We start from the raw sequence: 23,326 nt of genomic DNA, 5'->3' as shown, positions 1-23,326 counted from the left end.
CGAGGCGTACGCTCGGCTCCCCCTGGCCGAACGACAAAAGGCGGTATCGCACATGGCGATGGAGCCGCGGCAACCGATCATGGAGCAAGGGACGCTGATCGAGCGCCGACGGGAACTTCAGGTCCTCGACGCCGCCTTCCGCGAGCTACGACGCACCACGGACGGCGCGCCGCGAACAAGGCACAGGGGGCTGCTCGCCTTCAGCGGTTCGGCCGGACTGGGCAAGACGGCGCTGATCACGGAGGCACGTGACCGGGCTGCCGCGTACGGATTGACCGTGCTGTCGGGCAGGGGTGGAGAGACGGAGCAGGGGTCGGCGTTCCGCGTGGTACGCCAACTGGTGCAGCCCTCGTTGGCGAGGATGGACGGAGCAGAACTCCGCGCCTTCCTGGGTACCTGGTACGACATCATGGCCGCCGTTCTCGGCCTCGAAGCGAGGGGCCCCGCCCCCGCACCGGACCCGACCGGGGTCCGCGAAGGGCTCGACTGGGTCATGACGCGGCTCACGGTGAAGAAGGCACCCGCCGTGCTGCTCCTGGACGACCTGCACTGGGCAGACGCCGAGTCCCTGAGCTGGCTCGCTTCCTTCGCGTCACGGGTCGATGACCTTCCCCTGCTCATCGTGGTCGCCTACCGGCCCGAGGAACTGCCGTCCGAAACGGGCGAGCTGCGCACGCTCCTCGGAGGGGACCGCCCCCACGATCTGGCGCACCTTACCGCCGACGGCGTGGCGCAGATCGTCCGGAATGAGATCGGGGAGGAAGCTGACGACCGGTTCTGCAAGGAATGCTGGTCGGCCACCGGTGGCAGCCCCTTCGAAGCGGTGGAGCTGGCCATCGGACTCGCCGAGCGGAAACTGCGCGGCACCGAGCACGACCTGCCCACGATGCGTGAGCTCGCTGCGGCGATCAAAGGCCCGGGACTCATCGAGCGGCTGGAACGGCTCGACACGGCGACCATCCGCTTTGCACAGACCGCCGCCGTACTGGGTTCGCCCTTCTCACCTCAGCTCGCCGCAACCATCGCGGTGCTGGGCGACGAGGCCGTCGCCGAGGCGACCCAGGCGTTGCGCGCGGCCCGGATCCTGGCCGACCGCCACGGCCCCGAGGGCGAGCTGGAGTTCCTTCACCCACTGATCGCCACGACGATCTACCGTTCCATCCGCACGGGTTTCCGGGTCGGTCTGCACAACACCGCCGCGCAGACCGTGCTGGCCGCGGGATACGGCCCCACCGCCGCCGCCCGGCATCTGCTGGAGGTCCCGTGCGAGGGCAGTCCCGAGACGGTCGCCTGTCTGCGTGAGGCGGCTCGCGAGTACCTTCGCGCCGGGGCGACCGAGGCCGCCGGGCGTCTGCTGACCCGCGCGCTGCAGGAGCCGCCCCTGCCCGAGGACCGTGCCGCGCTCCTTCACGAACTCGGGTGCGCCACCTTCCTGATCGAGCCCACGGCCACGGTGAGGCATCTCCGCCAGGCTCTGGAGGAGCCCGACGTCGACCCCGATCTCCGCGCCTCCATCGTCTATCGGCTGACGACGGCGCTGGCCCACACCGATCAGCTGGCCGAGGCGGTGGCCGTGGCCGCCGAGGAGGCGAAGCAGGCCCCGAACCCGCGCGTCAAACTGCGCCTGCAGGCCGATCAGTTCGTATGGAGCATGGTCCGCACCGACGACCCCGACTCACCCGCCCGCTCCCGGACACTGGCACGTCTGGCCGAGCAGTTGCCCGGTCGCAGCCTGGAGGAGCGCTACATCCTGGGACTGCGGGCCTGGGATGCCGCAAAGCGCGGCGAACCGCGGCAGACCGCCCTCGCGTATGCCGAGAAGGCCTTGCGCGGCGGCATGAGCTGGACCGACGAGAACCGGGGCTTCGAGGTTCCACTTTCGGTCGCCTTGGTGTTCATGTACGGCGACCAGCCGCGACGGGCCGAGGAGTTGTTCGAGAAGGGGATCGCCGAGTGCGCAGGCAAAGGATGGCACGGCTCCCACTTGGCCTTCGGCCAGACCATCGCCGGCTACGTCCGCTACCGCCGGGGCTGTCTTGCCGAAGCCGAAGACCTGGTGCGGGAAGGTCTGCGCATCGCCGACAAGGTGGAAGGGGTCGTTGCCGCCCAGTTGTTCGGTGTCAGCATCCTCATCCAGACCCTGCTCGCCCGAGGGCGCGTCACCGAAGCCCGCGCTCTCGCCGACGAGCACCACTTCGGTGACATGATCCCGAACGCCGTCATCTATCCCGACCCACGCACCGTGTACGCGGAACTGCTCCTGGCGGAGGGACGCCACGCCGAAGCAGCATCGCTGCTGTCCTCGGTCGGAGACTGGCTGGACAAACGGGCCTGGCGGAACCCGGCCTGGTGCCCATGGCAGCTGCATCTCGCCTCCGCGCTGGTCCGCTCCGCTCCGGACGAGGCAGTCGGCCAGGCCCGGGACGCCGTGAAGCGCGCCCGGGACTTCGGCGCCGCCTCCACCATCGGCCAGGCTCTGCACACTCTCGCCGAGGTGACCGGCGGGCCGGCGGCGCTCGGCCTGTACGCGGAGGCCGTGGACCACCTGGAGCAGTCGCCCGCCGCGTACGAGCTCGCCCGCGCCCAGATCGGCCACGGCGCGGCCCTGTCCCGCGACGGGCGGCTGCAGGAGGCCGCCGATCGGCTCTACCAGGGACTGGAAGGAGCTGTCCACTGCGGGGCCGAGGCACTCGCAGCCCGGGCCAGGGCGGAACTCTCGGCGGCCGGAATGCGTCCGCTGCCCCTGCGGTATGCGCAGGCGGACACGCTGTCCACTCAGGAACGCCGTACCGCCGAACTGACCGTACAAGGACAGTCCGTGGAAGTGATCGCCAAGGAGCTGCACCTCACCGAGCAGGGCGTGCGGCAGTTGCTTTCCAGCGTCTACCGCAAGATAGGTACCGACGCCGCCGGTCTCGCCAGGTCCCTGGAGAGTCTTCCTCACCGGCACTATGGCCATTGAGGCTCGGATCGCGGACCCTGTGCGGGGCCGGGTCACACCGCCCGCGTACGCCCCACCCAATACGGCTCCCGCAACCGCCGCTTGTACAGCTTGCCGTTCGGATCGCGGGGCATCTCGGTGATGAAGTCGACGCTCTTGGGCCGCTTGTAGCCGGCGAGTCGGCTCGCGCAGTGGTCGAGCAGGGTGGCGGCGAGGGCCGGGCCGGGGTCGTTGCCGGGCGCGGGTTCGACCACGGCCTTGACCTCCTCACCCCAGTCGTCGTGCGGGATACCGAAGGCGGCCGCGTCGGCGACGGCCGGGTGGGAGAGCAGCACGGACTCGATCTCGGCCGGGTAGATGTTGACCCCGCCGGAGATGATCATGTCGATCTTGCGGTCGCGGAGGAAGAGATAGCCGTCCTCGTCAAGGTAGCCGAGGTCGCCGACGGTGAAGAAGTCGCCGATGCGGTTCTTGCGGGTCTTGCCTTCGTCCTTGTGGTACGAGAAGCCGCCGGTGCTCATCTTCATGTAGACAGTGCCGAGTTCGCCGGGCGGGAGCCGGTTGCCGTCGTCGTCGAAGACCGCGAGTTCGCTGATGGGCCAGGCCTTGCCGACCGTGCCGGGCTTCTTCAGCCAGTCCTCGGCGGTGGCGAAGGCGCCGCCGCCCTCGCTGGCCGCGTAGTACTCCTCCACGCAGTGCCCCCACCAGTCGATCATGGCGCGTTTGACGTGGTCCGGGCAGGGGGCGGCGCCGTGGATGGCGTGCCGCATGGACGAGACGTCGTAGCGGGCCTTCACCTCGTCCGGGAGGGCCAGCAGACGGTGGAACTGGGTGGGAACCATATGGGTGTGGGTGCACCGGTGGGTGTCGATGCGGTGGAGCATCTCCTCGGGGGTCCACTTGTCCATCAGCACCAGCCGGTGGCCGATGTGCAGGGACGCGCCCGCGAACTGCAGGACGGCCGTGTGGTAGAGCGGCGAGCAGACCAGGTGGACGTTGTCGTCGAACGGCTTGATGCCGAAGATGCCGAGGAAGCCGCCCAGGTACGCCTCCTCGGGCGCCTTGCCGGGCAGCGGGCGGCGGATGCCGCGCGGGCGTCCCGTCGTACCGGAGGTGTAGTTCATGACCCAGCCGAGTTCGCGGCCGGCGGGCGGCGACTCCGGTTGTCCGTCGAGGAGCCCGGCGTACGGCCGGAAGCCGTCGGCCTCGCCGACCGCGTAACGGTGAGTGGCGGGCAGGCCCGCCTCGTCGGCGGCGGCGCGGGCGGCGTCGGTGAACCGCTCATGGGCGATGAGCACCTTGGCGCCGGAGTCGGCGACGATCCACGCGATCTCGGGGCCGACCAGGTGGTGGTTGACCGGAACCAGATAGAGGCCGGCCTGGCTGGCGGCCAGATAGGCGGTGACGAACTCGACGCCGTTGGGCAGGACGACGGCGAAGACGTCGCCGCGCTCCAAACCGGCCGCGCGCAGCCCGTGGACGAGCCGGTTGGCGGCGCCGTGCAGTCGTCCGGCAGTCCACTCCTCGCCGTCGGGGGCGACGAGGACCGTGCGGGCGGGGTGCTGGGCGGCCTGGGCCCAGAATCCGGCGGGGGGTGTGCTCACGACTGGCCGCTCCTTCCGGCGATGCGGTTGACGCGGTCCACGGCTCGTTCGAAGCTGCGGGTGAGGTCGTCGAGGACGGCCTGGACGCTGCGTTCGCTGTTCATCCGGCCGACGATCTGGCCGACCGGGGTACCGAGCAGGGGTTCGACCTCGTACTTCTGGATCCGGGAGACCGCCTCGGCCACCAGCAGGCCCTGCAGCGGCATGGGCAGGGTGCCGGGTCCGGCCGGGTCGTCCCAGGCGTCGGTCCACTCGGTACGGAGCTGGCGTGCGGGTTTGCCGGTGAGGGCACGGGAGCGGACCGTGTCACCGGAACCGGCGGCGAGAAGTTTGCGGGTCAGGGCGGGCGCATGCAGATCGGCCTCTGTGGTGGTGAGCCATATAGAGCCGAGCCACACACCCTGCGCGCCAAGTGTGAGGGCGGCCGCCACCTGCTGGCCGCTGCCGATGCCTCCGGCCGCCAGCACGGGCAGGGGGTCGACCGCCTCCACGACCTCGGGGGTGAGCACCATGGTGGCGATCTCACCCGTGTGGCCGCCGGCTTCGTAACCCTGGGCGACCACGATGTCGATGCCCGCCTCCTGGTGTTTGCGGGCGTGCCGGGCGCTGCCCGCGAGGGCCGCGACCAGCACCCCCCGATCGTGCGCACGGGCGACAATGTCGGCGGGCGGGGAGCCGAGGGCGTTGGCGAGGAGCCGGATGGGATGGTCGAAGGCGACGTCGAGCTGGGTGCGGGCGACCTGCTCCATCCAGCCGGTGATACGCCACCCGGACGCCTCGCCCTCGGCCAGCTCGGGGACGCCGTGCCTGGCGAGGGTCTCGCGCACGAACTGCCGGTGTCCCTCCGGGATCATCGCCTCCACGTCGGCCTCGGTGACACCTTCCACCTTCTTCGCGGGCATCACCACGTCCAGCCCGTAGGCCCGGTCGCCGACATGGGCGTCGATCCAGTCGAGGTCACGTTTGAGGTCGTCGGGGGCGGTGTAGCGGACCGCGCCGAGCACTCCGAAGCCGCCGGCCCGGCTGATGGCCGCGGCGACGGCGGGGAACGGCGTGAAGCCGAAGACGGCGTGCTCGACTCCCAGTGTCCTGCTCAGCTCCGTCTGCATGGGCGCAGGATGCCGCAGCCGGCGTGACGACGGAAGAGCTTTCTGACGTTCCGTCAGATTCTTTTGCCGGTGGCGGTGTTACGCGCCGGCCTCCAGCACCGCCATCGCCGCGTTGTGCCCCGGCACCCCGCTCACCCCTCCCCCGCGCACCGCGCCCGCGCCGCACAGCAGGACGTTCGGGTGCCGGGTCTCCACTCCCCAACGGCCCGTGTCCTGCTGGGCGTAGGGCCAGGACAGGGCGCGGTGGAAGATGTTGCCGCCGGGCAGCCGCAGGTCCCGTTCCAGGTCGAGCGGGGTCTTCGCCTCGATGCAGGGGCGGCCGTCGGCGTCGGTGGCCAGGCAGTCGGCGAGAGGCTCGGCGAGGTGGGCGTCGAGTTGGGCGAGGGTGGCCTTCAACAGTTCCTCGCGTACGGCGTCGTTGTCCCGGTCGAAGAGCCGGGCCGGGGCGTGCAGGCCGAACAGGGTGAGCGTCTGGTAGCCGCGCGCGGCGAGGTCGGGGCCGAGGATGGTCGGGTCGGTCAGGGAGTGGCAGTAGATCTCCGAGGGCGGCGCGGTGGGGAGTTCACCGGCGGCCGCCTGGGCGTGGGCGGTGGCGAGCTGCCGGTAGCCCTCGGCGATGTGGAAGGTGCCGGCGAAGGCCTCCCGCGGGTCGACGGCCGGGTCGCGCAGCTTCGGCAGCCGGGTGAGCAGCATGTTGACCTTGAGCTGGGCGCCCTCGGCGGGCTCGGGTGACGGATCCCCCGTCAGGACGGCCAGTTCCTGCGGGGAGGCGTTCACGAGGACGTGCCGGGCGGCGGCGACGCCCTCGCCGTCGGCCGTGCGATAGGTGACCTCGGCGGTGTCTCCGTCGGTGGCGATGCGGACCGCCTCGTGCCCGGTCTCGATGACCGCACCCGCCGAACGGGCCGCGGCGGCCAGCGCGTCGGTGAGGGCGCCCATGCCGCCGACGGGAACGTCCCAGGCGCCGGTGCCACCGCCGATGACGTGGTAGAGGAAGCAGCGGTTCTGGACGAGCGAGGGGTCGTGGGCGTCGGCGAAGGTGCCGATGAGGGCGTCGGTGAGGACCACGCCCCGGACCAGGTCGTCGGCGAAGTTCTCCTCCACGGCGACGCCGATCGGTTCCTCGAACAGGGCCCGCCAGGCGGTCTCGTCGTCGATGCGGCGGCGCAGTTCGTCGCGGCTCGGCAAGGGCTCGGTGAGGGTCGGGAAGACGCGCTCGGCGACGCGCGCCGTCCTGCCGTAGAAGCGCTGCCAGGCCGCGTACTCGCGCTCGCCACCCGTCAGCCGGGCGAAGGCGTCCCGGGTGCGCTGCTCGCCACCGCCGACGAGGAGTCCGGTGGGCCGGCCGTCCCGCTCGGCCGGGGTGTACGACGAGACGGTGCGGGCGCGGACCCGGAAGTCCAGCGCGAGGTCGCGGACGATCTTCTGCGGCAGCAGGCTGACCAGGTAGGAGTAGCGCGACAGCCGGGCGTCGACACCGGCGAACGGACGGGTGGAGACGGCGGCGCCGCCGGTGTGGTCCAGCCGTTCCAGCACCAGCACCGAGCGGCCCGCCCGGGCCAGGTAGGCGGCGGCGACCAGGCCGTTGTGTCCGCCGCCGACGATGACGGCGTCGTAGGTGCGGGTGTGCGCGTTGGCAGGCATGGTTCTTCGTAACACGTGATGATCCACGGCGGCCAGAGGTGGGCCTCGACGGCGGTCACGCGCCGCCGCCCCGGCCGTGGTCGGGCGCATCCGCCCCGGCCGTGGTCAGGCGACTTCGCCCCGGCCATGGTCAGGCGCCGTCGGACGCTGCGCGCCGGCGGACCACCGCGACCCTGCGGTACAGCTCGCCGGCCTCGGCGCCCCGGCCGAGCCGCTCCAGGCAGTGGGCCTCGTCGCTGCGGCCGGCGAGCGTGTCCGGGTGGTCCGGGCCGAGGATCTGCTCGCGGGTGGCGGTGACCCGCCGGTACTCGACGAGGGCCTCCGCCCAGCGGCCCAGCCAGCCCAGGGCGACCGCGACCTCGCGGCGGCTGACGAGCGTGTCCGGGTGGGCGGGCCCCAGGGTCTGCTCGCGGAGCAGGCAGACGTCCCGCGCCTCGGCCAGGGCATGCTCCCACCGGCCCAGCCGTCCGAGGTTGACCCCGAGGCCGTGCCGGGCCCGGAGCGTGTCGGGGTGGGTGGGGCCCTGTACGCGGGTGCGGTCCACGATCAGCTCCCGGTACAGGCGCAGGGCGTCCGCGCTGCGGCCGAGCCGGCCGAGGCTGAGGGCGGTCTCGTAGCGGGCGGCGAGGGTGTCGGGATGGTCGGCGCCGAGGACACGCGCCCGGGACCCGGCGACCTCGCGGTAGATGCCCAGCGCCTCCTCCCAGCGGCCCGACTGGCCCTGGACATAGGCGACTTCACAGCGCGAGACCAGGGTGTCGGGGTGGTCGGGACCGAGCACCCGGGCCCGGGCGGCGGCCGCCTCCTGGGCCACGCGGCAGGCGTCCTCCAGACGGCCGAGCCTGCCGAGGGTGCAGGCGAGGTTGTGGCGGCAGCGCAGGGTGTCGGGGTGGTCGGGGCCCATGGCGCGCACCCGGGCGGCCAGCACCTCCGCGTACACCTGGTGGGCCTCGAAGTGCCGGCCCAGCCGCCCCAGCGCATAGGCCGTCTCCTGGCGGGCGGCGAGGGTGTCGGGATGGTCGGCGCCGAGCACGCGCGCTCTGGCCTCGGCGAGGTCCGTGTAGGCGGCCAGAGCCTCGGCGACGCGGCCGACGCGGACCAGGGCGAAGGCGGTCTCGTAGCGGCTCGCCAGGGTCTCGGGATGGTCGGGGCCGAGCAGCGTGGCCCGCTCGGCGGCCACGGCCCGGTGTGCCTCGCCCGCCGCGGCCCACCGGCCGAGCCCGGCCAGTCGGACACCTTCGCGGTGCCGGACGGCGAGAGCGGCGAGGGCTTCCAGGGGCGCGGCGGGGAGCACGGTCACCGCGGCGCCGGCGGCCGGGGCGTCCCACCGGCCGGTCAGGGCCGCCCCGGGATCCGTGGGCAGCGCGCCGGGCCCGGGACCGAGCGCCTTGTGGCCGGTGGCCATGCCCCGGGTCCAGGACGGCAGCCGCACTCCGGCGTCGGGGAGCGCGGGCCGTAGGGCCTTGACGGAGGAGGTCGTTGCGCGCCCGTCTCGAATGCGGCGGACCAGCTCCCCCGCGTCGTACGGCCGTTCCTCGGGATCTTTGGCCAGCAGGCCGAGGATGATCTCGTCGAGACGGCCGGGCAGCTCCGGGCGTCGTTCACGTGGGGGCCGGGGCGGGGTGTCGCGGTGGCCGATGAGGACCGCCCAGGCGTCCTCCAGGTCGAACGGCGGTGCCCCGGTGGCGATTTCGTACAGCACGCAGCCCAGTGAGTACAGGTCGCTGCGCCGGTCGACCTCGCCGCCGACGATCTGTTCCGGGGACATGTAGTGCGGGGTTCCGAGGGCCACTCCGGTGCCGGTCAGCCGGGTGGTGAAGCCGATGTCGTGGCCGAGGCGGGCTATGCCGAAGTCGCAGATCTTCACGGTGCCGTCGGTCGTCCGCAGGATGTTGGCCGGTTTCAAGTCGCGGTGGACCACGCCCTGTTGATGGGTGTAAGCGAGGGCGGCGGCGATCTGGGCGGCGATGTCCAGCACATCGTCGACGGGCAGCGGGTGCCCCTTGTTGTCCTCCAGCAGCCGGCTCAGGTCACGACCCTCCAGCAGCTCCATCACCAGGAAGAGGACCCCGTCGGACTCGCCGAAGTCGTGCACGACGGTCACACCGCGGTGCGAGAGTGCGGCGGCCACCCGGGCTTCGCGGCGGAACCGCTCCCGCAGGACGCGGGTGAGGGACGGATCGCGGTACGGACCGAGCGGCTTGAGGCACTTCACCGCGACGTGCCGGCCCAGGGACTCGTCCCGGGCCCGCCACACCTCGCCCATGCCGCCCCGCCCGATCAGGTCGAGCAGCCGGTACCGGCCCTGAACCAGGCTGTTCTCCCCCATAGCGATCCGCCGCCCCCGTCGCCGTCCCCCCGCCGCCGGGAGGCCGCCGCGGGCCCCCCGGCCGCACCGCGCCCCACCCCTGCTCGCCCAGTATGGCGGCCTATCGTCCGACTTTGTACGGTGCCGGACGCGCCTGTGGGCCGAGCCTCGCCATGGCCCGCAGGATGTGTTTGGGCGGCAGCTGCCAGCGCACACGTGCGGGAACGCGGCGCAGAAGGGCGCCCGTGGCCCGCAGCCGGCGGGTGACGACGGCGGGTGCGGGGGCCGGTCTGCCGTACAGCTCATGGGCGTACGGAGGCAGAGCGGCGTACGCCAACTGCGCCACGCGCCGCCACAGCACCTCGCGCGCCGGTATGAGGAGCAGGTGCGTCGGCGGACGGAGCAGGAAGTCGTCGACGACGCGTGCCTCGGGTCCCGCGGTCAGCTCCGGCCGAACCTTCTCGAAATACGCGGCGAGTTGGGCCCGGCTCGCCGGTACGGACTCCGGGTCGAGTCCCACCAGGCGTGCGCTGACCCGGTGTTCGGCGATGTACCGGTCGGCCTGGGCGTCGGTGAGCGGAAAGCCGGAGCGGCGCAGCACATGCAGATAGGAGTCGATCTCCGCGCAGTGCACCCACAGCAGCAGCCCGGGTTCACCGACACCGTACCGCTCGCCCGTGTCCGGGTCGGTCGCCGTCAGCATGCTGTGGATCTTGCGCACGCGGGTACCGGCCCGCTCGGCGGCCTCGCTGGTGCCGTACGTCGTCGTACCGACGAAGTTGGCCGTCCGCATGAGCCGGCCCCAGGCGTCGCGGCGGAAGTCGGAGTTCTGCAGGACACCGCGGACCGCCCGCGGGTGCAGGGCCTGGAGATAGAGCGCGCGGACACCGGCGACCCACATCATGGGGTCGCCGTGCATCTGCCAGGTCACGGAGTTCGGCGTGAAGAGCCCGGGGTCACCCATGCCCGCAGGCTAGCGCCGTACCCTCGGCATCCCCAGGCCGATCCAGGAGATGATCTCGCGCTGGATCTCGTTGTTGCCGCCGCCGAAGGTGAAGATGACGGCCGAGCGGTAGCCGCGTTCCAGTTCGCCGTGCAGGACGGCGCCCGCCGAACCCTCCTTCAGCGAGCCCGCGGCCGCGACGATCTCCATGAGCCAGGCGTAGGCGTCGCGGCGGGCCTCGGAGCCGTAGACCTTCACGGCGGAGGCGTCCTGCGGGGTGAGCGTGCCGTCCTGGACGGCCGTGACCATCTGCCAGTTCATGAGTTTCATCGCGTCGAGCCGGGTGTGGGCGCGGGCCAGCAGCCGGCGCACCCAGGGCAGGTCGGCGACCCGGCGGCCGTCGGCGAGCTTGGTCTCCCGCGTCCAGCGCTGCACGTCGTGCAGGGCGCGGACGGCCATCGTCCCGTGTGCGGCGAGGGTGACGCGTTCGTGGTTGAGCTGGTTGGTGATCAGCCGCCAGCCCTGGTTCTCCTCGCCGACGCGCCGGGCGACGGGGACGCGGATGTTCTCGTAGTAGCTCGCGGTGGTGTCGTGCGAGGCGAGAGTGTTGATCATCGTGCAGGAGTAGCCGGGGTCGGCGGTCGGCACCAGCAGCATGGTGATGCCCTTGTGCGGTGGGGCGGCGGGGTCGGTGCGGGCGGCCAGCCACACCCAGTCCGCGGTGTCGCCGTTGGTGGTCCAGATCTTCTGCCCGTTGACCACATAGTGGTCGCCGTCGCGTACGGCCCTGGTCTTCAGGGCGGCCAGATCGGTGCCGGCGTCGGGCTCGCTGTAGCCGATGGCGAAGTCGATCTCGCCGGAGAGGATGCGCGGCAGGAAGTACGCCTTCTGCTCGTCGGTGCCGTACCGCATGAGCGTCGGGCCGACCGTGTTCAGCGCCATCAGCGGCAGCGGTACGCCGGCCTGCGCGGCCTCGTCGAAGAAGATGAACTGCTCCATCGCCGTCATGCCGCGCCCGCCGTACTCCTCGGGCCAGCCGACGCCGAGCCAGCCGTCCGTGCCGAGCCGGCGGATGGTGTCGCGGTAGAACCGCTTCTGCGCGGCCGGGTCGGCGTACCGGGCGTAGGCGTTGTCCGGGACCAGCTGTGCGAAGTAGGCGCGCAGTTCGGCGCGCAGTCGCTGCTGCTCGGGCGTGTGGTCGAGATGCACGGCGCCTCCAGGCTCCCCAAGGGCGGTCCTGACGGCGCACACCGTAGAACGTGTTTCAGAAATAGGGAATGACACGCCCGGGACGAATTCCGTCGCCGCCTGTGCGTCGCCGGTCACGCATTGTGTCTGGTTCGCCCGGGTTTGAGTGGGGTATTCCTGTCCTATGAGTACCGCATCGACGCAGCTGGCCGCAGCTAGCGGCCTGATGAGCCTCGTCCTGTTCGTCGTGGCCGTGGGTGTACTCGCGTTTCTCGCCGGCGGCTTCTGGATGACCTCCCGGGTCAAGTACCGCGAATCCCCGCGGCCGAGCCCCGAGGAGCAGCCCAAGCTGCCGCCGGAGGGACCGGTGCGCGAAGTGCGGGAGAACAGGGAGTCCCAGGAGGTCCCCGTGATCCCCAAGGGCGGCCGTCCACTCACCCCGTACGAGCTGAGCAACCAGGACACCAAGCCGAGCGCGTCGAAGGAGCGGCCGCGCTGGAGCCGGGGTTCCAGCGGCTCGTTCGGTGGCGGCGGACTCGGCGCCCACTGATCCCCCGGCCGATCCGACCCCGTCATCCGACAGCCCCGGCCCGCGCCGGGCCGCCGTACGCCTCTAGGAGTTCTCCCGGACGGCGTCCAGGCGGCCGACGCGGGCCACGTTCTGCCGGTCCTCGGGGTCCCGGCTTGGCTCGCCGGCGAACCAGGCGTCGAGGATCTCCTTCAGCAGCGGTTCGGAGGTCAGGCGCAGGCTCAGCGCGAGGACGTTCGCGTCGTTCCAGCGGCGCGCGCCGTCCGCCGTCACGGCGTCCGCGCACAGCGCCGCGCGTACGCCGGGCACCTTGTTGGCGGCGATGGAGGCGCCGGTGCCGGTCCAGCAGCACACCACGGCCTGGTCGGCGGCGCCGTCGGCCACGTCCCGGGCGGCCGCCTCCGAGCAGACCGCCCACTGAGCGTCCGCGCCGGGGCGCAGAGCGCCGTGCGTCCGTACCTCGTGGCCACGGCGCCGTAGCTCGGCGAGGAGGACACGGGCCACGGGTTCGTCCATGTCGGAGGAGACGGAGATCCGCATACCGGCGAGCGTAGTGCCTGCGGCGCCTTGACCGGGTGCGGAATCTGGCCGGGGGCACTTTGTCGTGTGCGGGTGCGGGGTTTCTGTGACCGGGCGCGCCGCGCGGCGGAGCCGCATGCCGTCACAGCCACGCGCCCCTGCGGGCACGGCCCGCTACGCCGAGCCGGTCACCGTCCGGTGGACGTGTTCGAGGGCGTCGAGGAGCACCGAGCGGTGGTACCAGCTCAGCCAGGCCGCCGTCTCGGCGGCCAGCGCGTCGAGGGTCTCGGCCTGGGCGGCGGTCGGCCGGTGCCCGGCGTCGGGCCAGTGCAGGGTGATCACGCCGGTGCAGGAGCCGGCCGCGGACAGCACAGGGGTGCTCTGCAGGGCGGCCGTTCCCGTGGTCAGCAGGACGCGCCGGGACTCCTCGCAGAGGCGCGCGTCGGCAACCACGTCGGGCACGCACACCCGCCGCCCGCTCAGCCGGGCGACGGCGTCGGCCGTGCCCTCGTCGCGGCCGCGCACGAGGTGGTCGAGGAACGAGTCGGCGCAGCCGTGGTGGGTCTCCAGCATCAGTGCGTGCACGGCGGGGTCGACGAACCGCACGTACCCGCCCGGGGCCCGCCCGACGGCCAGCGCCTCGTGCAGTACGGCGTCGATCATCCGGCGCCGGTAGCGGAGGTCCCGGCCGTCGCGGGCCAGGATGCGCAGCTGCGGCACGGGCAGCGGGCGCCGGCCCGGGAACCAGACCTCGCCGGCCGGGGGCCGGGCCACCACCACGGCGGAGACGAGCACACGCAACGGCACGTTGAACCGCTGCGAGGCATCACGCAGCGCCCGGAAGGCGGTGCCGGAGTCCGGCAGGCCGTAGCGGACCATGAGCACGCCCTGGGCCATACCGATGACCGGGGCGGTGCGCACCCGGGCGCGCAGTGCGCGGACCTCCTTGCGGAGATCCTCGTAACTGGGCCGCAGCGGATCCGCCATCTGCGAGCGCCAGTCAGGCAGGTCCTCCACGCGGGCAGCGGCGCGGGCCAGTTCCCGCAGTGCCTCGTCGAGGGTGGCGTAGAGCCGGACGCCGTCCAGCCGGGCGAGGTGCACCGCCTCGCGCACGCCGGGCCGGGCGCGGACGATGATCAGGTCCGGGCGGCCGGTGCGCGAGCGGGCCGTCTCGCTGAGCGTGTGCAGCACCGCGGCGCCGCCGAGCTGTACATGCGCCATGTCGAGGACGGGCCGCAGGCCCGCGCGGTCCGCCTGTTCGAGGTGGCCGCGCAACTCCGCCGACCAGGCCTGGGCTCCCGCGGCGTCGAGACTGCCGGAGATGCGCAGCAGCAGGGCAGCCTCGGCGGGCAGTCCGTCGACGACGGACGACTCGATGACGAGCGGGGCCGGGGCGGCGGACGGGGCGGAAGAGGGTTTCATGGCATCACCCGGACATGACGTCGCGCGGAACTCGACGGGCCTCTTCCCGACCCATGTGCACGGTAGGTGCCCGCCCCCCGGCCGCGCCATCCACCGCGCCGGGCGGGGTCCGGGCCCGTCAGGCTCACCAACTGGGGCCGCCGGGCCGTGGGCCCGCACATCCTCGGGCCTGCGGGGCATACAGGGATTTCAGGGCGGCCAGGACGGACGCCATCGTGGCGTAGACCCGGATGCCCGGCAGTCCCGCGGTGCGCAGCGTCTCCCGCACATGCGGCCTGGGCTGTACGACGGGCAGGACACGGCCGGAGAAGGCGAGGACCGCGGTCGCCCGGTCCACGGCCCGCACCGCGGCCGCGCAGGCGAGGTACGCCTCGGTCATGTCCAGCACGGGGAGTTCGCCGGCCCGGTCGGCATGGGCGATGTGCTCGGCGACCGCCTCGGAGAACGCAATGGCGTTGGAGGCGTCGACCGTGCCCCGGGCCTTCAGGACGCTGACCGCGCCGGTCTCGGGCCGGTGCGCGTGCACGGTCTGCGTGAGCAGCGGGGTGGGGCGGCCGGGGCGGGTCCGGGCACGCGACAGCTGGCCGTTTTCCATGGGGATCGGACTTCCTGGGTGGGGAAGGATCAGCCAGCCGCGTCTTGACCGGGGCTTCACTGTGCATCCGCCCCGCCCCTGACGCAACGATTCGCCTCGGGCGTGTCGCAGGCCGGGCTATTCAGCCGGGATACCGCCGTGTGGGTGAGATGCACGGACGATGCAGGAATGACGCCCGGCGGCCCGGGTCACATCCCCGTGTCATCTCCGGAGCGGGCCCGGGGCCGGGCTCAAGTCGCCCGGCGACAGCCGTACCTCGTCGCGTCTCTCCCCCACCTCCCTTGCCTCCCCGTCGCCCACGGCAACGGCACCTCATGCGCCCAGAGCTCGCGCAGCGCGGGCAGCAGTGTCTTCTCCGCCCGGTCGAGGTGAGGTGGGGCAACCGCGCAGTGCCGCCGAACTGGACGAGGGCGCTCTCGGTGAAGCCGGCCTCGACGCAGGGGGCCGCCGCCGAACCGGCGGAACAGCTCGTGCGCCCGCCGCAGGGCTTCCGCACCGCCGCTCTCGTCGACGGCGGTGGCCGGCTTCGGCGAGCATCTCCTCGTGTACGTCGGCGCAGGGCCAACCACCGCCCACGGGCTGCTCGTTGAGGTTCTCTCCGGAGCCCGGCCCCAGCCTGAACCGGCCGGAGGACAGCAGCTGCATAAGTCGCGGCCTTCTGTGCGACGACCGCCGGGTGGTAACGCATCTTCGGGCAGGACACATACGTCATCGCAGGACACGTACGTCATCAGAGGGATGTGCGGTCGAACGTCACCGAGAAGTCGGAGCCGGCCTCCTCCAGCCGGGCGCGCACGAGACGCGCGCTGTTCCGGGCGCGCATGGGTACGCGCGGAATCTGTCGGCACGGCTCCATCGGCGCTCCGCAAGATGCGGGGGCGCGCGTTTCGGGACACCGTAGGGAGGCCGGGCCGGCCGTCTGCCGGTCCGTTCGTTGCGAGCATCGCACCAGCCGAAGGAAACGTGATGACCGTGGCCACAGACATGCTTGTTCAGGCACTGCGTGAGGTCCGTGAGGCCGAAGCGGCGCTCGCCGACCGTTTCAGAGCCCATATCGCCGTGACCCCCGCCGGGGAGTACCGGGAGATCCTGGAGCGCCGTATGGGGGACGCCCGGGGCCATGTGTACCTCCTCGACGAACGGCTGAACTTTCTGAACCCCCGAGGGCTCGTACAGACGCTTGCCGGAAATGTTCTGCACTTCACCGAACAGGCGGCGCGGCTGTCCCTGGAAACGGCCCGGGCCGTCCCGAACGCCCTGGTGTGGGGCCGGGGAACGGCGACGGAGCAGCAGATGCTCAGCAACGCCCAGGACGAGTACGCGGTCACCGCCCTCGGGGTGGCGATCTGCCGGGCGGCCGAACGGATCGCCGAAAAGGCCCAGGACGGCATCAGCTCAGTACTGCTGCGCTCGATTCGCCACGACGGCGAGGAGACGCTGCACGAGATCGGCAACAGCCTGGAGCAGCATGCCGAAGCGGCGGTCATGGCCGCCGAGAGCCCGGCCGTCGGCGGCGCCGCCCGGGCGGTGCGCGAATGGAGCCGCTGGCTACGGGAAACGGCCGAGCGCATGCCGGGATCGGATCGGCTCCGGGGTACGCCGGACGGAGCCCTCATGTCGGAAGCGGAGCTGCCGATTTCCGACTACCGACGGCTCAGCGCCGGGATGGTCCTCGACCGGCTGCCGCAGCTGTCCCAGACGGATCTCGCCACGGTCGGCGCCTACGAGCGTTCTCACGCGGCACGTCCCGCGATCCTCGGAAGGATCACGGACCTGCTCGGGCCCGAACCGTGGCCCGGTTACGACGGCATGCACGAGGACGAGATCCGCAAGCGCCTCGGTGAGGCCTCCGAGCGTGTCGCCCGGCGGGTACTGAACTACGAGCGCCGGCATCAGGCACGCTCCACGATCCTCATGGCCTGCGAAGGAGTACCCGCCTGACCCTGGCCGGACCAGGACCGACACCGCGTGGAGCCTTGCGGCACCGCCGACGACGGCGAGCCCGGGTCCCTACTCGTCCGTACGCCCGAGTACTCCGGCAGGTCGCTGTTGCCTCCGCTGCGCCGGGGTACCGGGCTGGTCGCGGCTCTGCGCCGGGAGACCGACGCCGAGGCCCGCTCCGCTCCGGGATCCAGGGGCGCCTGCAGGTGCCCGGCAGGTGCCGATCGGCGTCGTGGTTCCGCGCTGCGTCGAGGCCGGCGCCCTTGCGATTACTGCCACGCCGTCGTGTCCGTCACCCCGAGCCGCGCCCTGGGCCGTCAACTCGCGTGCAGGGCTGGAGCCTTGTGGATACGGCGTGTGCGGCCTTCGGCGATCCTGAACTCGAACGGCTTGACCACGTGGGTGACGTAGACCCGTGTCGGATCGATGCCCGCGTTCGCGAGGCTCGCCTCAGCACCTTGCCCGCGGCGCCGGCGAACGGTCTGCCCGGGCGGTCCTCCTGGTTCCCGGGCTGCTCACCGAGGAGCAGGACGCCCGCGTCCGGGTCGCCGCCCGGTACACCGCGCATCCCTGAGACCTCGCGGCCGCCTTCCGCAGCTCGGGCAGGCCCGCGCGCGGGCCCAGGAATGTCGTCGCGTCATGCCCCCCGGAGCCGTCGCGTCATTCCCACGGAGCCAGTTGAGCGGCGGCGCCGGATCAGCGGCGCGCCGGGCCTCGGCCCCAGTGACGGTATGCCACTACGGCGGCCATGAACTCTCGCGTGAACTCCGCGCTCGCGGTGTCCTGCGTCCTGTGTCCTTGGAGCAGGGAGCCTTGCTCGTCAGCGTGCCGTCTCCTTCTCGAACACGTCCAGGTATGCCTCGCAGAACGCCTTCAGATCGTCCGGTTTGCGGCTGGTGACCAGCGTGTTGGGGCCGTGGTCGCAGATCGTCACCTGCTCGTCGACCCAGGTGCCGCCCGCGTTGCGGATGTCGGTCCGCAGGCTCGGCCACGAGGTCAGAGTCCGGCCCCGGACCACATCGGCCTCGACCAGCGTCCAGGGTGCGTGACAGATCGCGGCGACCGGCCGTCCCGAGTCGAAGAACCCCTTTACGAACGCGACAGCCTTGTCATTCATCCGTAGGAAGTCCGGGTTGGCGACCCCGCCCGGCAGCACCAGGCCGCCGAAGGAGTCCGCGGACACGTCGCCGACGACCTGGTCCACCGTGAACGTGTCCGCCTTGTCGAGGTGATGGAAGGCCTGCACCTGCCCGGACTTGGTCGACACCAGCATCGGATCGTGTCCGGCCGCGAGGGCCGCCTGCCAGGGCTCGGTGAGCTCCACCTGTTCGACGCCTTGGGGCGCTGTCAGAAACGCGATACGCATGATCGGCCGGCTCTCCTTCTTGATTGCCCTCCCTGGTTGTCCTCGGTTCCCCTTGTTCTCGCGCGCCAGGGGGTCGTCGGGGTCGCTCCCGCCCATTCCGGGTCGTGCCCCGCGTCCGGTGCCGTCGCGGAGGCCCGGGGCCGGAGCCATGCTGTACGACGCCGTGTTCCAGAGCGCGATCAAGGCGCTCTACCTGTCCAGCAGGCAGAAGGCGCAGGAGCGCGGGCAGCGGCTGCGCATGGTGCTGCGGGTCCGCGCCCCGGACCTCGCCGCACTGCCCTGGGAACTGCTGCACGACGCGAAGCTCGGCGGCTATCTGTGTCTGCACCACCCGATCATCCGCTACGTCGAGATCCTGGAGCCCGTGTCGCCGCTCCGCGTGGCGCCGCCGCTGCGCATCCTGGGCATGGTGTCCCTTCCCGGCTCGCTGGGGGCACTCGACGCGGACGCGGAGAAGGAGAGCCTGAGCACCGCGCTCGAGCCGCTCATCAACGAAGGGATGGTGCGGCTCGACTGGGTGCCCGGGCACACCAAACGGGACCTGTTCGACGCTCTGCTCCGGGGCTGTCACATCTTCCACTTCACCGGTCACGGACAGTTCGACGACGTCCGGCACCAGGGAATGATCCTCTTCGCCGACGAACAGGGCCGGCCGGATCCGCTGCACGCCGATGCGCTCGGCTCGCTCATCAGCGTCGCCAACCCCGCCCCCCGCCTCGTCGTACTCAACAGCTGCGAGACCGGGACCTCCCGGTCACAGGATCTGTTCTCCAGCACGGCGGCGGAGCTGGAGTACACGGTGCCGGCCGTGGTGGCCATGCAGTTCGCGGTGACCGACAAGGCGGCCGTCCTCTTCGCCCGGGCCTTCTACCAGGCCCTCGCCGCCAACCGGCCGGTCGACGAGGCCGTGCGCACGGGGCGTATCGCGCTGCGCGCCGACAAGGACGACAGCCTCGAGTGCTTCACCCCCGTCCTGTACCAGCGCAGCGGCGACGCCCGGCTCTTCGACCTCACCTCCCCACGGCCGTCCACTCCCCCGCGCACCGTGGTCCAGGAGATCAACCAGCTGCAGTGGGACGCGGGCGGCGCGAGGCGCTCCGAAGAGCGATCCATCCCCCGGCCCCCGTCCGCAACTCCGCCCCCGGCTTCCCAGCAGGAGCCGCCTTCCCAGACTTCCCAGCAGAAGCCGCCTTCCGAGCCTTCCCAGCAGAAGCCGCCTTCCGAGCCTTCCCAGCAGAAGCCGCCTTCCGAGCAGATGCCGCCTCGCCCCAGGGCGTCCTCCCCCGGCATCACACCACGGCCGGAGATCGACACGGGGCAGTGGGTGGTCAGTCTGGCCGTCCATCCCCAGGGGCGGCTGCTCGCCACGGGCGCCCGGAAGCTGATACGGGTCTGGAACGTGGTAACCGGAGAGCCAACGTGGGAGCGGCGGCTCGGCGGGTGGAGCACCATGGTGAACGCGATCGCCTTCAGTCCCGACGGGGGAAAGCTGGCGATCGGCAGCACGGACAACCTCGCCCGCGTCTGGGACATGGCCTCCGGTGCCCTGGTCGCCGAACTGGCCCACCATCATTTCGTCAACACGGTGGACTTCGATCCCAGCGGTCGCTGCCTGGCCACGGGGAGCGCGGACGCGATGGCCGGCGTCTGGGATCTGAGCACCGGGAGCCGCATCCTGTCCATACGCCATGCCCGCGCGGTGAAGGACGTGAAGTTCAGCCCGGACGGGAAACTGCTGCTCACGGCGTCCGAGGACAAGAAGGCGTATGTCTGGGACACGGACACCGGCTGGCAGAGGGCGCAGATACCGCACAAGCATTTCGTCCTCGGCGTCGCTTTCTCCCCGGACGGGCGGAAGGTCGCCACGTGCAGCGAGGACCACAGCGCCCAGATCAGGGAGACCGGGACCTGGGCGCCGCTCTTCCACGTCGAGCACAGGAGTGGTCAGAGGTCGGTGGCCTTCAGTCCCGACGGCAGCATGTTCGCCACTGGCAGCGCGGACGGCACCGTATGCGTGTGGCGGGCCGACACAGGGCTGGCCCTGCTCACGCTCAAGCACCACCGCTCCGTGAACGCCCTGGCGTTCTATCCGGACGGCCGGTACCTCGCCAGCGCGGGTGAGGACAAGGTGGTACGCAGCACCCTGCTCCCTGAGGTCGACCGATGACGACTCCTTCTTCCCTCTGGGCGACTGTGCACGTCCGGTCGCTTGATCGAGGCGCGGTCAGGTTACAGACGAGAGGTCGGGCCTGGCCCCAGGTCCGATGTCAGCGGATCAGGTGAAGGGAACCGATCAGTGGTCGAACAGCATATTCTCCTTGCCGGCAGCGCACGCCCCGTCAAGCACGGGGTTCGGCGGGTACGGGATGCCGAAGCCCAGGACGACGTCAGCGTGACTGTCTCGCTGCGCGGAGCAGGCATCGACAGGAACCCGGAGCAACGACGTGCGGACGCCGAAAAGACGAAGACCGTACTCGGAAGGTTCGGGCTCAGAACCACCGACGAAAGCAAGCTCCCCCAGGGCAGCCTCGGCATGAGCGGCACGGTCGAGGCCATGAACAAGGCTTTCCAGACCGATCTGGGGATCTACCACAGCGACCAGCAGGGCGACTACCGCGGACGCGAGGGAGAGCTGAAGATTCCGGCCGAGCTCAAGGACGTCGTGACCGGCGTCTTCGGCCTCGACCAGCGCCGGATGGCCCGCCGCGCCGCCTTCGCCGGGACGGGATCGTTCGGCTCGCTCACCCCTGCCGACCTCGAGAAGCAGTACAACTTCCCCGACAGTGACGGGAAGGGCCGGCACGTCGGCATCGCCGAGTTCGGCGGCGGCTACCTCGACAGCGACACGGAGATGTTCAGCACCAGGCAGAAACTGCCGAAGGCACAGGTCCGGATCGTGGAGCTCGGTTACCGCCCGCCGCGGTCCTGGCAGGACATCCAGCTGCTGCCGCCTCAGGAGCGACAGGCGGTCAAGGACGTCCTCCCGGAAGTGATGATGGACGTCCAGATCGTCGCCGGTCTCGCTCCGGCGGCGCAGATCTCCGTCTACTTCACCACGTGGGACCAGAAGGGCTGGATCGACTTGCTCGACCAGACCCTCCAGGACAAGCCGGTGGCACTTTCCATCAGTTACGGGGCGTCCGAGGACGACCCCGACTGGGCGGACGTCGGAATCGCAGAGCTCGAAAAGCGGCTGGCTGCCGCGGCTGAACTGGGCATCACCGTCTGTGTCTCGTCCGGCGACGACGGTTCGGGCGCCCAGATGAACGACAGGAGCTGCCACGTCAACTACCCGGCCACCAGTCCCTCCGTGCTCAGCGTGGGCGGCACGATGATCAACGGCACCGATGAGGAGGTCTGGTGGATCGCTCCCGGTGAACGCGCCGGAGGCGGCGGCGCGACCGGCGGCGGCGTCAGTGTCCTCTTCGACCGTCCCGACTGGCAGCGGAGCGTCCGGGTGGATTCCCTGAACCAGGGCGCGAAGGCAGGACGGGTGGTGCCCGATGTCGCCGCCCTGGCCGGCCCACCGTGGTACGACCTGGTTCTCCACGGCCGTCCGAAGCCCAGCGGCGGCACGAGTGCCTCCACCCCGCTGTGGGCCGCCCTGATCACGCGGATCGACGCACTGCTACCGGCGGACAAGCAGCAGCGTTTCCTCACACCGCTGCTCTATCAGAACGGCGGGAACGGCGCCCTCAGCGACATCAGCACCGGCCACGACAACGCCTCTTTCCCGCTTCCCGGAGTGGGTTACCCGGTCCAGAAGGGGTACGACGCCTGCACCGGTCGGGGCGTGCCCGACGGAGCCGCATTGCTCACGGCGCTTCAGGGATAATGTCCACAAAGTGGACCAATTCATAACTCCTTCAAGGCGTACGGTAGCGATCGCGCGTCTTCGGATGGCAGCGGCACCGGCGCGAGTTCAACGGAATAGGTTGCTTTGACGAGATGTCTGGCGTGGGGCGCGGCTTCGACGGCCGCGTCGGTGCTGCTGTGCGTCGCGGCCGTCCTCTACAACGACTGGCTGCTGCAGTTCTTCGTGACCACTGGCCTCCCACAGGCCAACTCCTACGTCAGCGAGACCTTCGCCACGGACCAGCCGCACCAGCTGCTGTTCGGCGCGGTCGAGCTCGCCTGCGCCCTGGTGCTGATTGCTGGGGCGGTGCTGGCCGCGCGCTGCGCGCCGTGCGGCCTGGCCCTCGCGGGCTGGAGCGCCGTCGCCACATTCGGCGGATGCTCCATCCTGGACGTGTTGCTGCCGATGGAATGCGCGCCCTCGGTGGAGCGCGCCTGCCCGCCCGACAACATTCAACACACCGTCACCAGCGGCCTGGTGGAGTTCACACTGTTCACATCCATGGCACTGTTCGGTCTTGCGGCGCGCCGCTCCGGCCTCGACCGCTCCAGATCGGCCGCAGGAAGGTTCGTGCCTTACCTGATACCGGTGTCCATGGCATCAGCGATCGCGACCGTCGGCCCCTATCTGGGTCACCCCGGCGGCCAGGGCATCGCCCAGCGCGTCCATCTCGTCACCGTCGCCGCATGGTTCACCCTTCTCGCCGTCGAGGCGCGTCGTGCAGGCCCGCTTCCGCATCGCTGATTTCCAGAAGAGCCCGTCACTCGTCCGTCGGCCGTCGGCCGTCGGTCGGGGGCCGTAGACGGTGTGCCGGGCGATGGCGCCGTGCGGTTCGGTTGTGCGGGTCATGGTCCGCTTCGGGTCGGGTCGGCCCCGTCGCGTTGGCTGGAGCCGGGGCGATGATGGGTGGTCAGAGCACGCGAAGGGCAGCTGCGTCTTCGGCTGCCTCCGCAGCTGCCGTGGTGCGGAAGACGTCCAGGAAGCGGTCCACTGGGACGTCCCGGTTGAGCCCTTCGTGGAGCTGCTGGGCGAACAGGTGGTCGCTGTCGAGGGTCGTGGCCTCAACGCCGGGCGAGGCGCGCGCTGGTGGGGTCGCCCTGTCGCCAGGCGACTCAGGCGACGCAGGCGACCGTCGCCACGAACATATCCGTCCGCACCTCGACCAGGGGGAACGACGCGACGGCCCAGGCCCACATCGCAGTCCTCGGCGAAGCCCTCGACGCCCTGTCTGTCCTCGCTCCCAATGAGATCCGCCCGCGCCCTGCGCGGCGCCATCCGAGCCACGCGCAATCGGCTCGGCCAACACCTGGGTACGAAGCGCGAAGCCGCAGTTCAGGATCAGCGATGTGCAGGCCTGAGTT

Annotated in this window: 18 protein-coding genes and 1 pseudogene; 6 read left to right on the top strand and 13 right to left on the bottom strand. The window is 71.3% G+C overall.

All coding sequences use genetic code 11. The features are described 5' to 3' along the window. The first annotated feature begins 52 nt into the window (after window positions 1–52). Window positions 53–2,962, top strand: a complete 2,910-nt coding sequence (locus AV521_RS05675) for an AAA family ATPase (protein WP_076084291.1) — start codon at window positions 53–55, stop codon at window positions 2,960–2,962. Window positions 2,963–2,994: 32 nt separating this feature from the next. On the opposite strand, the gene AV521_RS05670 is transcribed toward AV521_RS05675, so the two are convergent. From AV521_RS05670 to AV521_RS05645, 6 genes are all read right to left on the bottom strand, one after another. Continuing rightward, window positions 2,995–4,545: an acyl-CoA synthetase gene (locus AV521_RS05670; RefSeq protein WP_076084288.1), complete on the bottom strand. Its 1,551-nt coding sequence runs from the start codon at window positions 4,543–4,545 to the stop codon at window positions 2,995–2,997. Next, a complete protein-coding gene (locus tag AV521_RS05665; protein WP_076084285.1) occupies window positions 4,542–5,654 on the bottom strand; it encodes a nitronate monooxygenase in 1,113 nt (370 codons plus the stop codon). Before AV521_RS05665 ends, AV521_RS05670 begins: the two co-directional genes overlap by 4 nt. Window positions 5,655–5,732: 78 nt before the next feature. After that, window positions 5,733–7,298: an NAD(P)/FAD-dependent oxidoreductase gene (locus AV521_RS05660; RefSeq protein ID WP_076084282.1), complete on the bottom strand. Its 1,566-nt coding sequence runs from the start codon at window positions 7,296–7,298 to the stop codon at window positions 5,733–5,735. A 130-nt stretch (window positions 7,299–7,428) separates the two neighbouring features. Beyond that, window positions 7,429–9,627, bottom strand: coding sequence for a serine/threonine-protein kinase (locus AV521_RS05655; RefSeq protein ID WP_076084279.1), 2,199 nt, complete (start codon window positions 9,625–9,627; stop codon window positions 7,429–7,431). Between the two features lie 100 nt (window positions 9,628–9,727). Next, window positions 9,728–10,570 (bottom strand): oxygenase MpaB family protein, encoded by an 843-nt coding sequence (locus AV521_RS05650; RefSeq protein ID WP_076084276.1) that lies wholly within the window; start codon window positions 10,568–10,570, stop codon window positions 9,728–9,730. Between the two features lie 9 nt (window positions 10,571–10,579). Further along, entirely contained in the window at window positions 10,580–11,758 is a 1,179-nt protein-coding gene (locus tag AV521_RS05645) for an acyl-CoA dehydrogenase family protein (RefSeq protein WP_076084273.1), read from the bottom strand. Window positions 11,759–11,921: 163 nt separating this feature from the next. Between AV521_RS05645 and AV521_RS05640 the strand changes: the two genes are divergently transcribed. Beyond that, window positions 11,922–12,287 (top strand): DUF6479 family protein, encoded by a 366-nt coding sequence (locus AV521_RS05640; protein ID WP_076084270.1) that lies wholly within the window; start codon window positions 11,922–11,924, stop codon window positions 12,285–12,287. 63 nt (window positions 12,288–12,350) lie between these two features. Here the strand turns inward: AV521_RS05640 and AV521_RS05635 are convergent, their stop codons facing one another. The 5 genes and pseudogenes from AV521_RS05635 to AV521_RS52575 all read right to left on the bottom strand — a co-directional run bounded on the left by AV521_RS05635 (window position 12,351) and on the right by AV521_RS52575 (window position 15,658). Further along, window positions 12,351–12,806, bottom strand: coding sequence for an RpiB/LacA/LacB family sugar-phosphate isomerase (locus AV521_RS05635; RefSeq protein ID WP_076084267.1), 456 nt, complete (start codon window positions 12,804–12,806; stop codon window positions 12,351–12,353). A 153-nt stretch (window positions 12,807–12,959) separates the two neighbouring features. Next, on the bottom strand, window positions 12,960–14,207 hold the full coding sequence (locus AV521_RS05630; RefSeq protein WP_076084264.1) for an ANTAR domain-containing protein: 1,248 nt from the start codon (window positions 14,205–14,207) through the stop codon (window positions 12,960–12,962). Window positions 14,208–14,331: 124 nt separating this feature from the next. After that, a complete protein-coding gene (locus AV521_RS05625; RefSeq protein WP_256725444.1) occupies window positions 14,332–14,802 on the bottom strand; it encodes an STAS domain-containing protein in 471 nt (156 codons plus the stop codon). Between the two features lie 522 nt (window positions 14,803–15,324). Further along, window positions 15,325–15,520: pseudogene (locus tag AV521_RS05620) on the bottom strand (LLM class flavin-dependent oxidoreductase); the annotation flags it as partial. 12 nt (window positions 15,521–15,532) lie between these two features. Continuing rightward, window positions 15,533–15,658, bottom strand: a complete 126-nt coding sequence (locus tag AV521_RS52575) for a hypothetical protein (RefSeq protein ID WP_371917001.1) — start codon at window positions 15,656–15,658, stop codon at window positions 15,533–15,535. Between the two features lie 110 nt (window positions 15,659–15,768). Between AV521_RS52575 and AV521_RS05615 the strand changes: the two genes are divergently transcribed. Next, a complete protein-coding gene (locus AV521_RS05615) occupies window positions 15,769–16,743 on the top strand; it encodes a hypothetical protein (protein WP_076084261.1) in 975 nt (324 codons plus the stop codon). A gap of 292 nt (window positions 16,744–17,035) precedes the next feature. On the opposite strand, the gene AV521_RS05610 is transcribed toward AV521_RS05615, so the two are convergent. Continuing rightward, window positions 17,036–17,311, bottom strand: coding sequence for a uracil-DNA glycosylase family protein (locus AV521_RS05610; protein ID WP_076084258.1), 276 nt, complete (start codon window positions 17,309–17,311; stop codon window positions 17,036–17,038). Between the two features lie 252 nt (window positions 17,312–17,563). Continuing rightward, window positions 17,564–18,109, bottom strand: a complete 546-nt coding sequence (locus AV521_RS05605) for a type 1 glutamine amidotransferase domain-containing protein (protein WP_076084255.1) — start codon at window positions 18,107–18,109, stop codon at window positions 17,564–17,566. 148 nt (window positions 18,110–18,257) lie between these two features. Here AV521_RS05605 and AV521_RS05600 point away from each other — a divergent pair, with 148 nt between their 5' ends. From AV521_RS05600 to AV521_RS05590, 3 genes are all read left to right on the top strand, one after another. Further along, a complete protein-coding gene (locus tag AV521_RS05600; RefSeq protein ID WP_076084252.1) occupies window positions 18,258–20,276 on the top strand; it encodes a CHAT domain-containing protein in 2,019 nt (672 codons plus the stop codon). A gap of 129 nt (window positions 20,277–20,405) precedes the next feature. Beyond that, entirely contained in the window at window positions 20,406–21,944 is a 1,539-nt protein-coding gene (locus AV521_RS05595; protein ID WP_076084248.1) for a protease pro-enzyme activation domain-containing protein, read from the top strand. A gap of 150 nt (window positions 21,945–22,094) precedes the next feature. Next, window positions 22,095–22,709 carry a DUF998 domain-containing protein gene (locus AV521_RS05590; RefSeq protein WP_076084245.1) on the top strand — a complete coding sequence of 205 codons (615 nt, stop codon included), beginning with the start codon at window positions 22,095–22,097 and terminating at the stop codon, window positions 22,707–22,709. Window positions 22,710–23,326 lie beyond the last annotated feature (617 nt).

It is taken from the genome of Streptomyces sp. IMTB 2501 (assembly GCF_001953885.1).
Classification (GTDB): Bacteria; Actinomycetota; Actinomycetes; order Streptomycetales; family Streptomycetaceae; genus Streptomyces.
The sequence above is the reverse complement of the archived record's forward strand: the minus strand, read 5'-3'. Positions and strand labels throughout refer to the sequence as shown.

What these genes read in the sequence shown, in the direction of transcription:
- AV521_RS05610 (WP_076084258.1), bottom strand. Translation starts at nt 17,311, where the DNA reads ATGCGCGGTGTACCGGGCGGCGACCCGGACGCGGGCGTCCTGCTCCTC.
- AV521_RS05630 (WP_076084264.1), bottom strand. Translation starts at nt 14,207, where the DNA reads ATGAAACCCTCTTCCGCCCCGTCCGCCGCCCCGGCCCCGCTCGTCATC.
- AV521_RS05655 (WP_076084279.1), bottom strand. Translation starts at nt 9,627, where the DNA reads ATGGGGGAGAACAGCCTGGTTCAGGGCCGGTACCGGCTGCTCGACCTG.
- AV521_RS05635 (WP_076084267.1), bottom strand. Translation starts at nt 12,806, where the DNA reads ATGCGGATCTCCGTCTCCTCCGACATGGACGAACCCGTGGCCCGTGTC.
- AV521_RS52575 (WP_371917001.1), bottom strand. Translation starts at nt 15,658, where the DNA reads ATGGAGCCGTGCCGACAGATTCCGCGCGTACCCATGCGCGCCCGGAAC.
- AV521_RS05665 (WP_076084285.1), bottom strand. Translation starts at nt 5,654, where the DNA reads ATGCAGACGGAGCTGAGCAGGACACTGGGAGTCGAGCACGCCGTCTTC.
- AV521_RS05615 (WP_076084261.1), top strand. Translation starts at nt 15,769, where the DNA reads ATGACCGTGGCCACAGACATGCTTGTTCAGGCACTGCGTGAGGTCCGT.
- AV521_RS05605 (WP_076084255.1), bottom strand. Translation starts at nt 18,109, where the DNA reads ATGCGTATCGCGTTTCTGACAGCGCCCCAAGGCGTCGAACAGGTGGAG.
- AV521_RS05650 (WP_076084276.1), bottom strand. Translation starts at nt 10,570, where the DNA reads ATGGGTGACCCCGGGCTCTTCACGCCGAACTCCGTGACCTGGCAGATG.
- AV521_RS05625 (WP_256725444.1), bottom strand. Translation starts at nt 14,802, where the DNA reads ATGGAAAACGGCCAGCTGTCGCGTGCCCGGACCCGCCCCGGCCGCCCC.
- AV521_RS05600 (WP_076084252.1), top strand. Translation starts at nt 18,258, where the DNA reads ATGCTGTACGACGCCGTGTTCCAGAGCGCGATCAAGGCGCTCTACCTG.
- AV521_RS05640 (WP_076084270.1), top strand. Translation starts at nt 11,922, where the DNA reads ATGAGTACCGCATCGACGCAGCTGGCCGCAGCTAGCGGCCTGATGAGC.
- AV521_RS05675 (WP_076084291.1), top strand. Translation starts at nt 53, where the DNA reads ATGGCGATGGAGCCGCGGCAACCGATCATGGAGCAAGGGACGCTGATC.
- AV521_RS05660 (WP_076084282.1), bottom strand. Translation starts at nt 7,298, where the DNA reads ATGCCTGCCAACGCGCACACCCGCACCTACGACGCCGTCATCGTCGGC.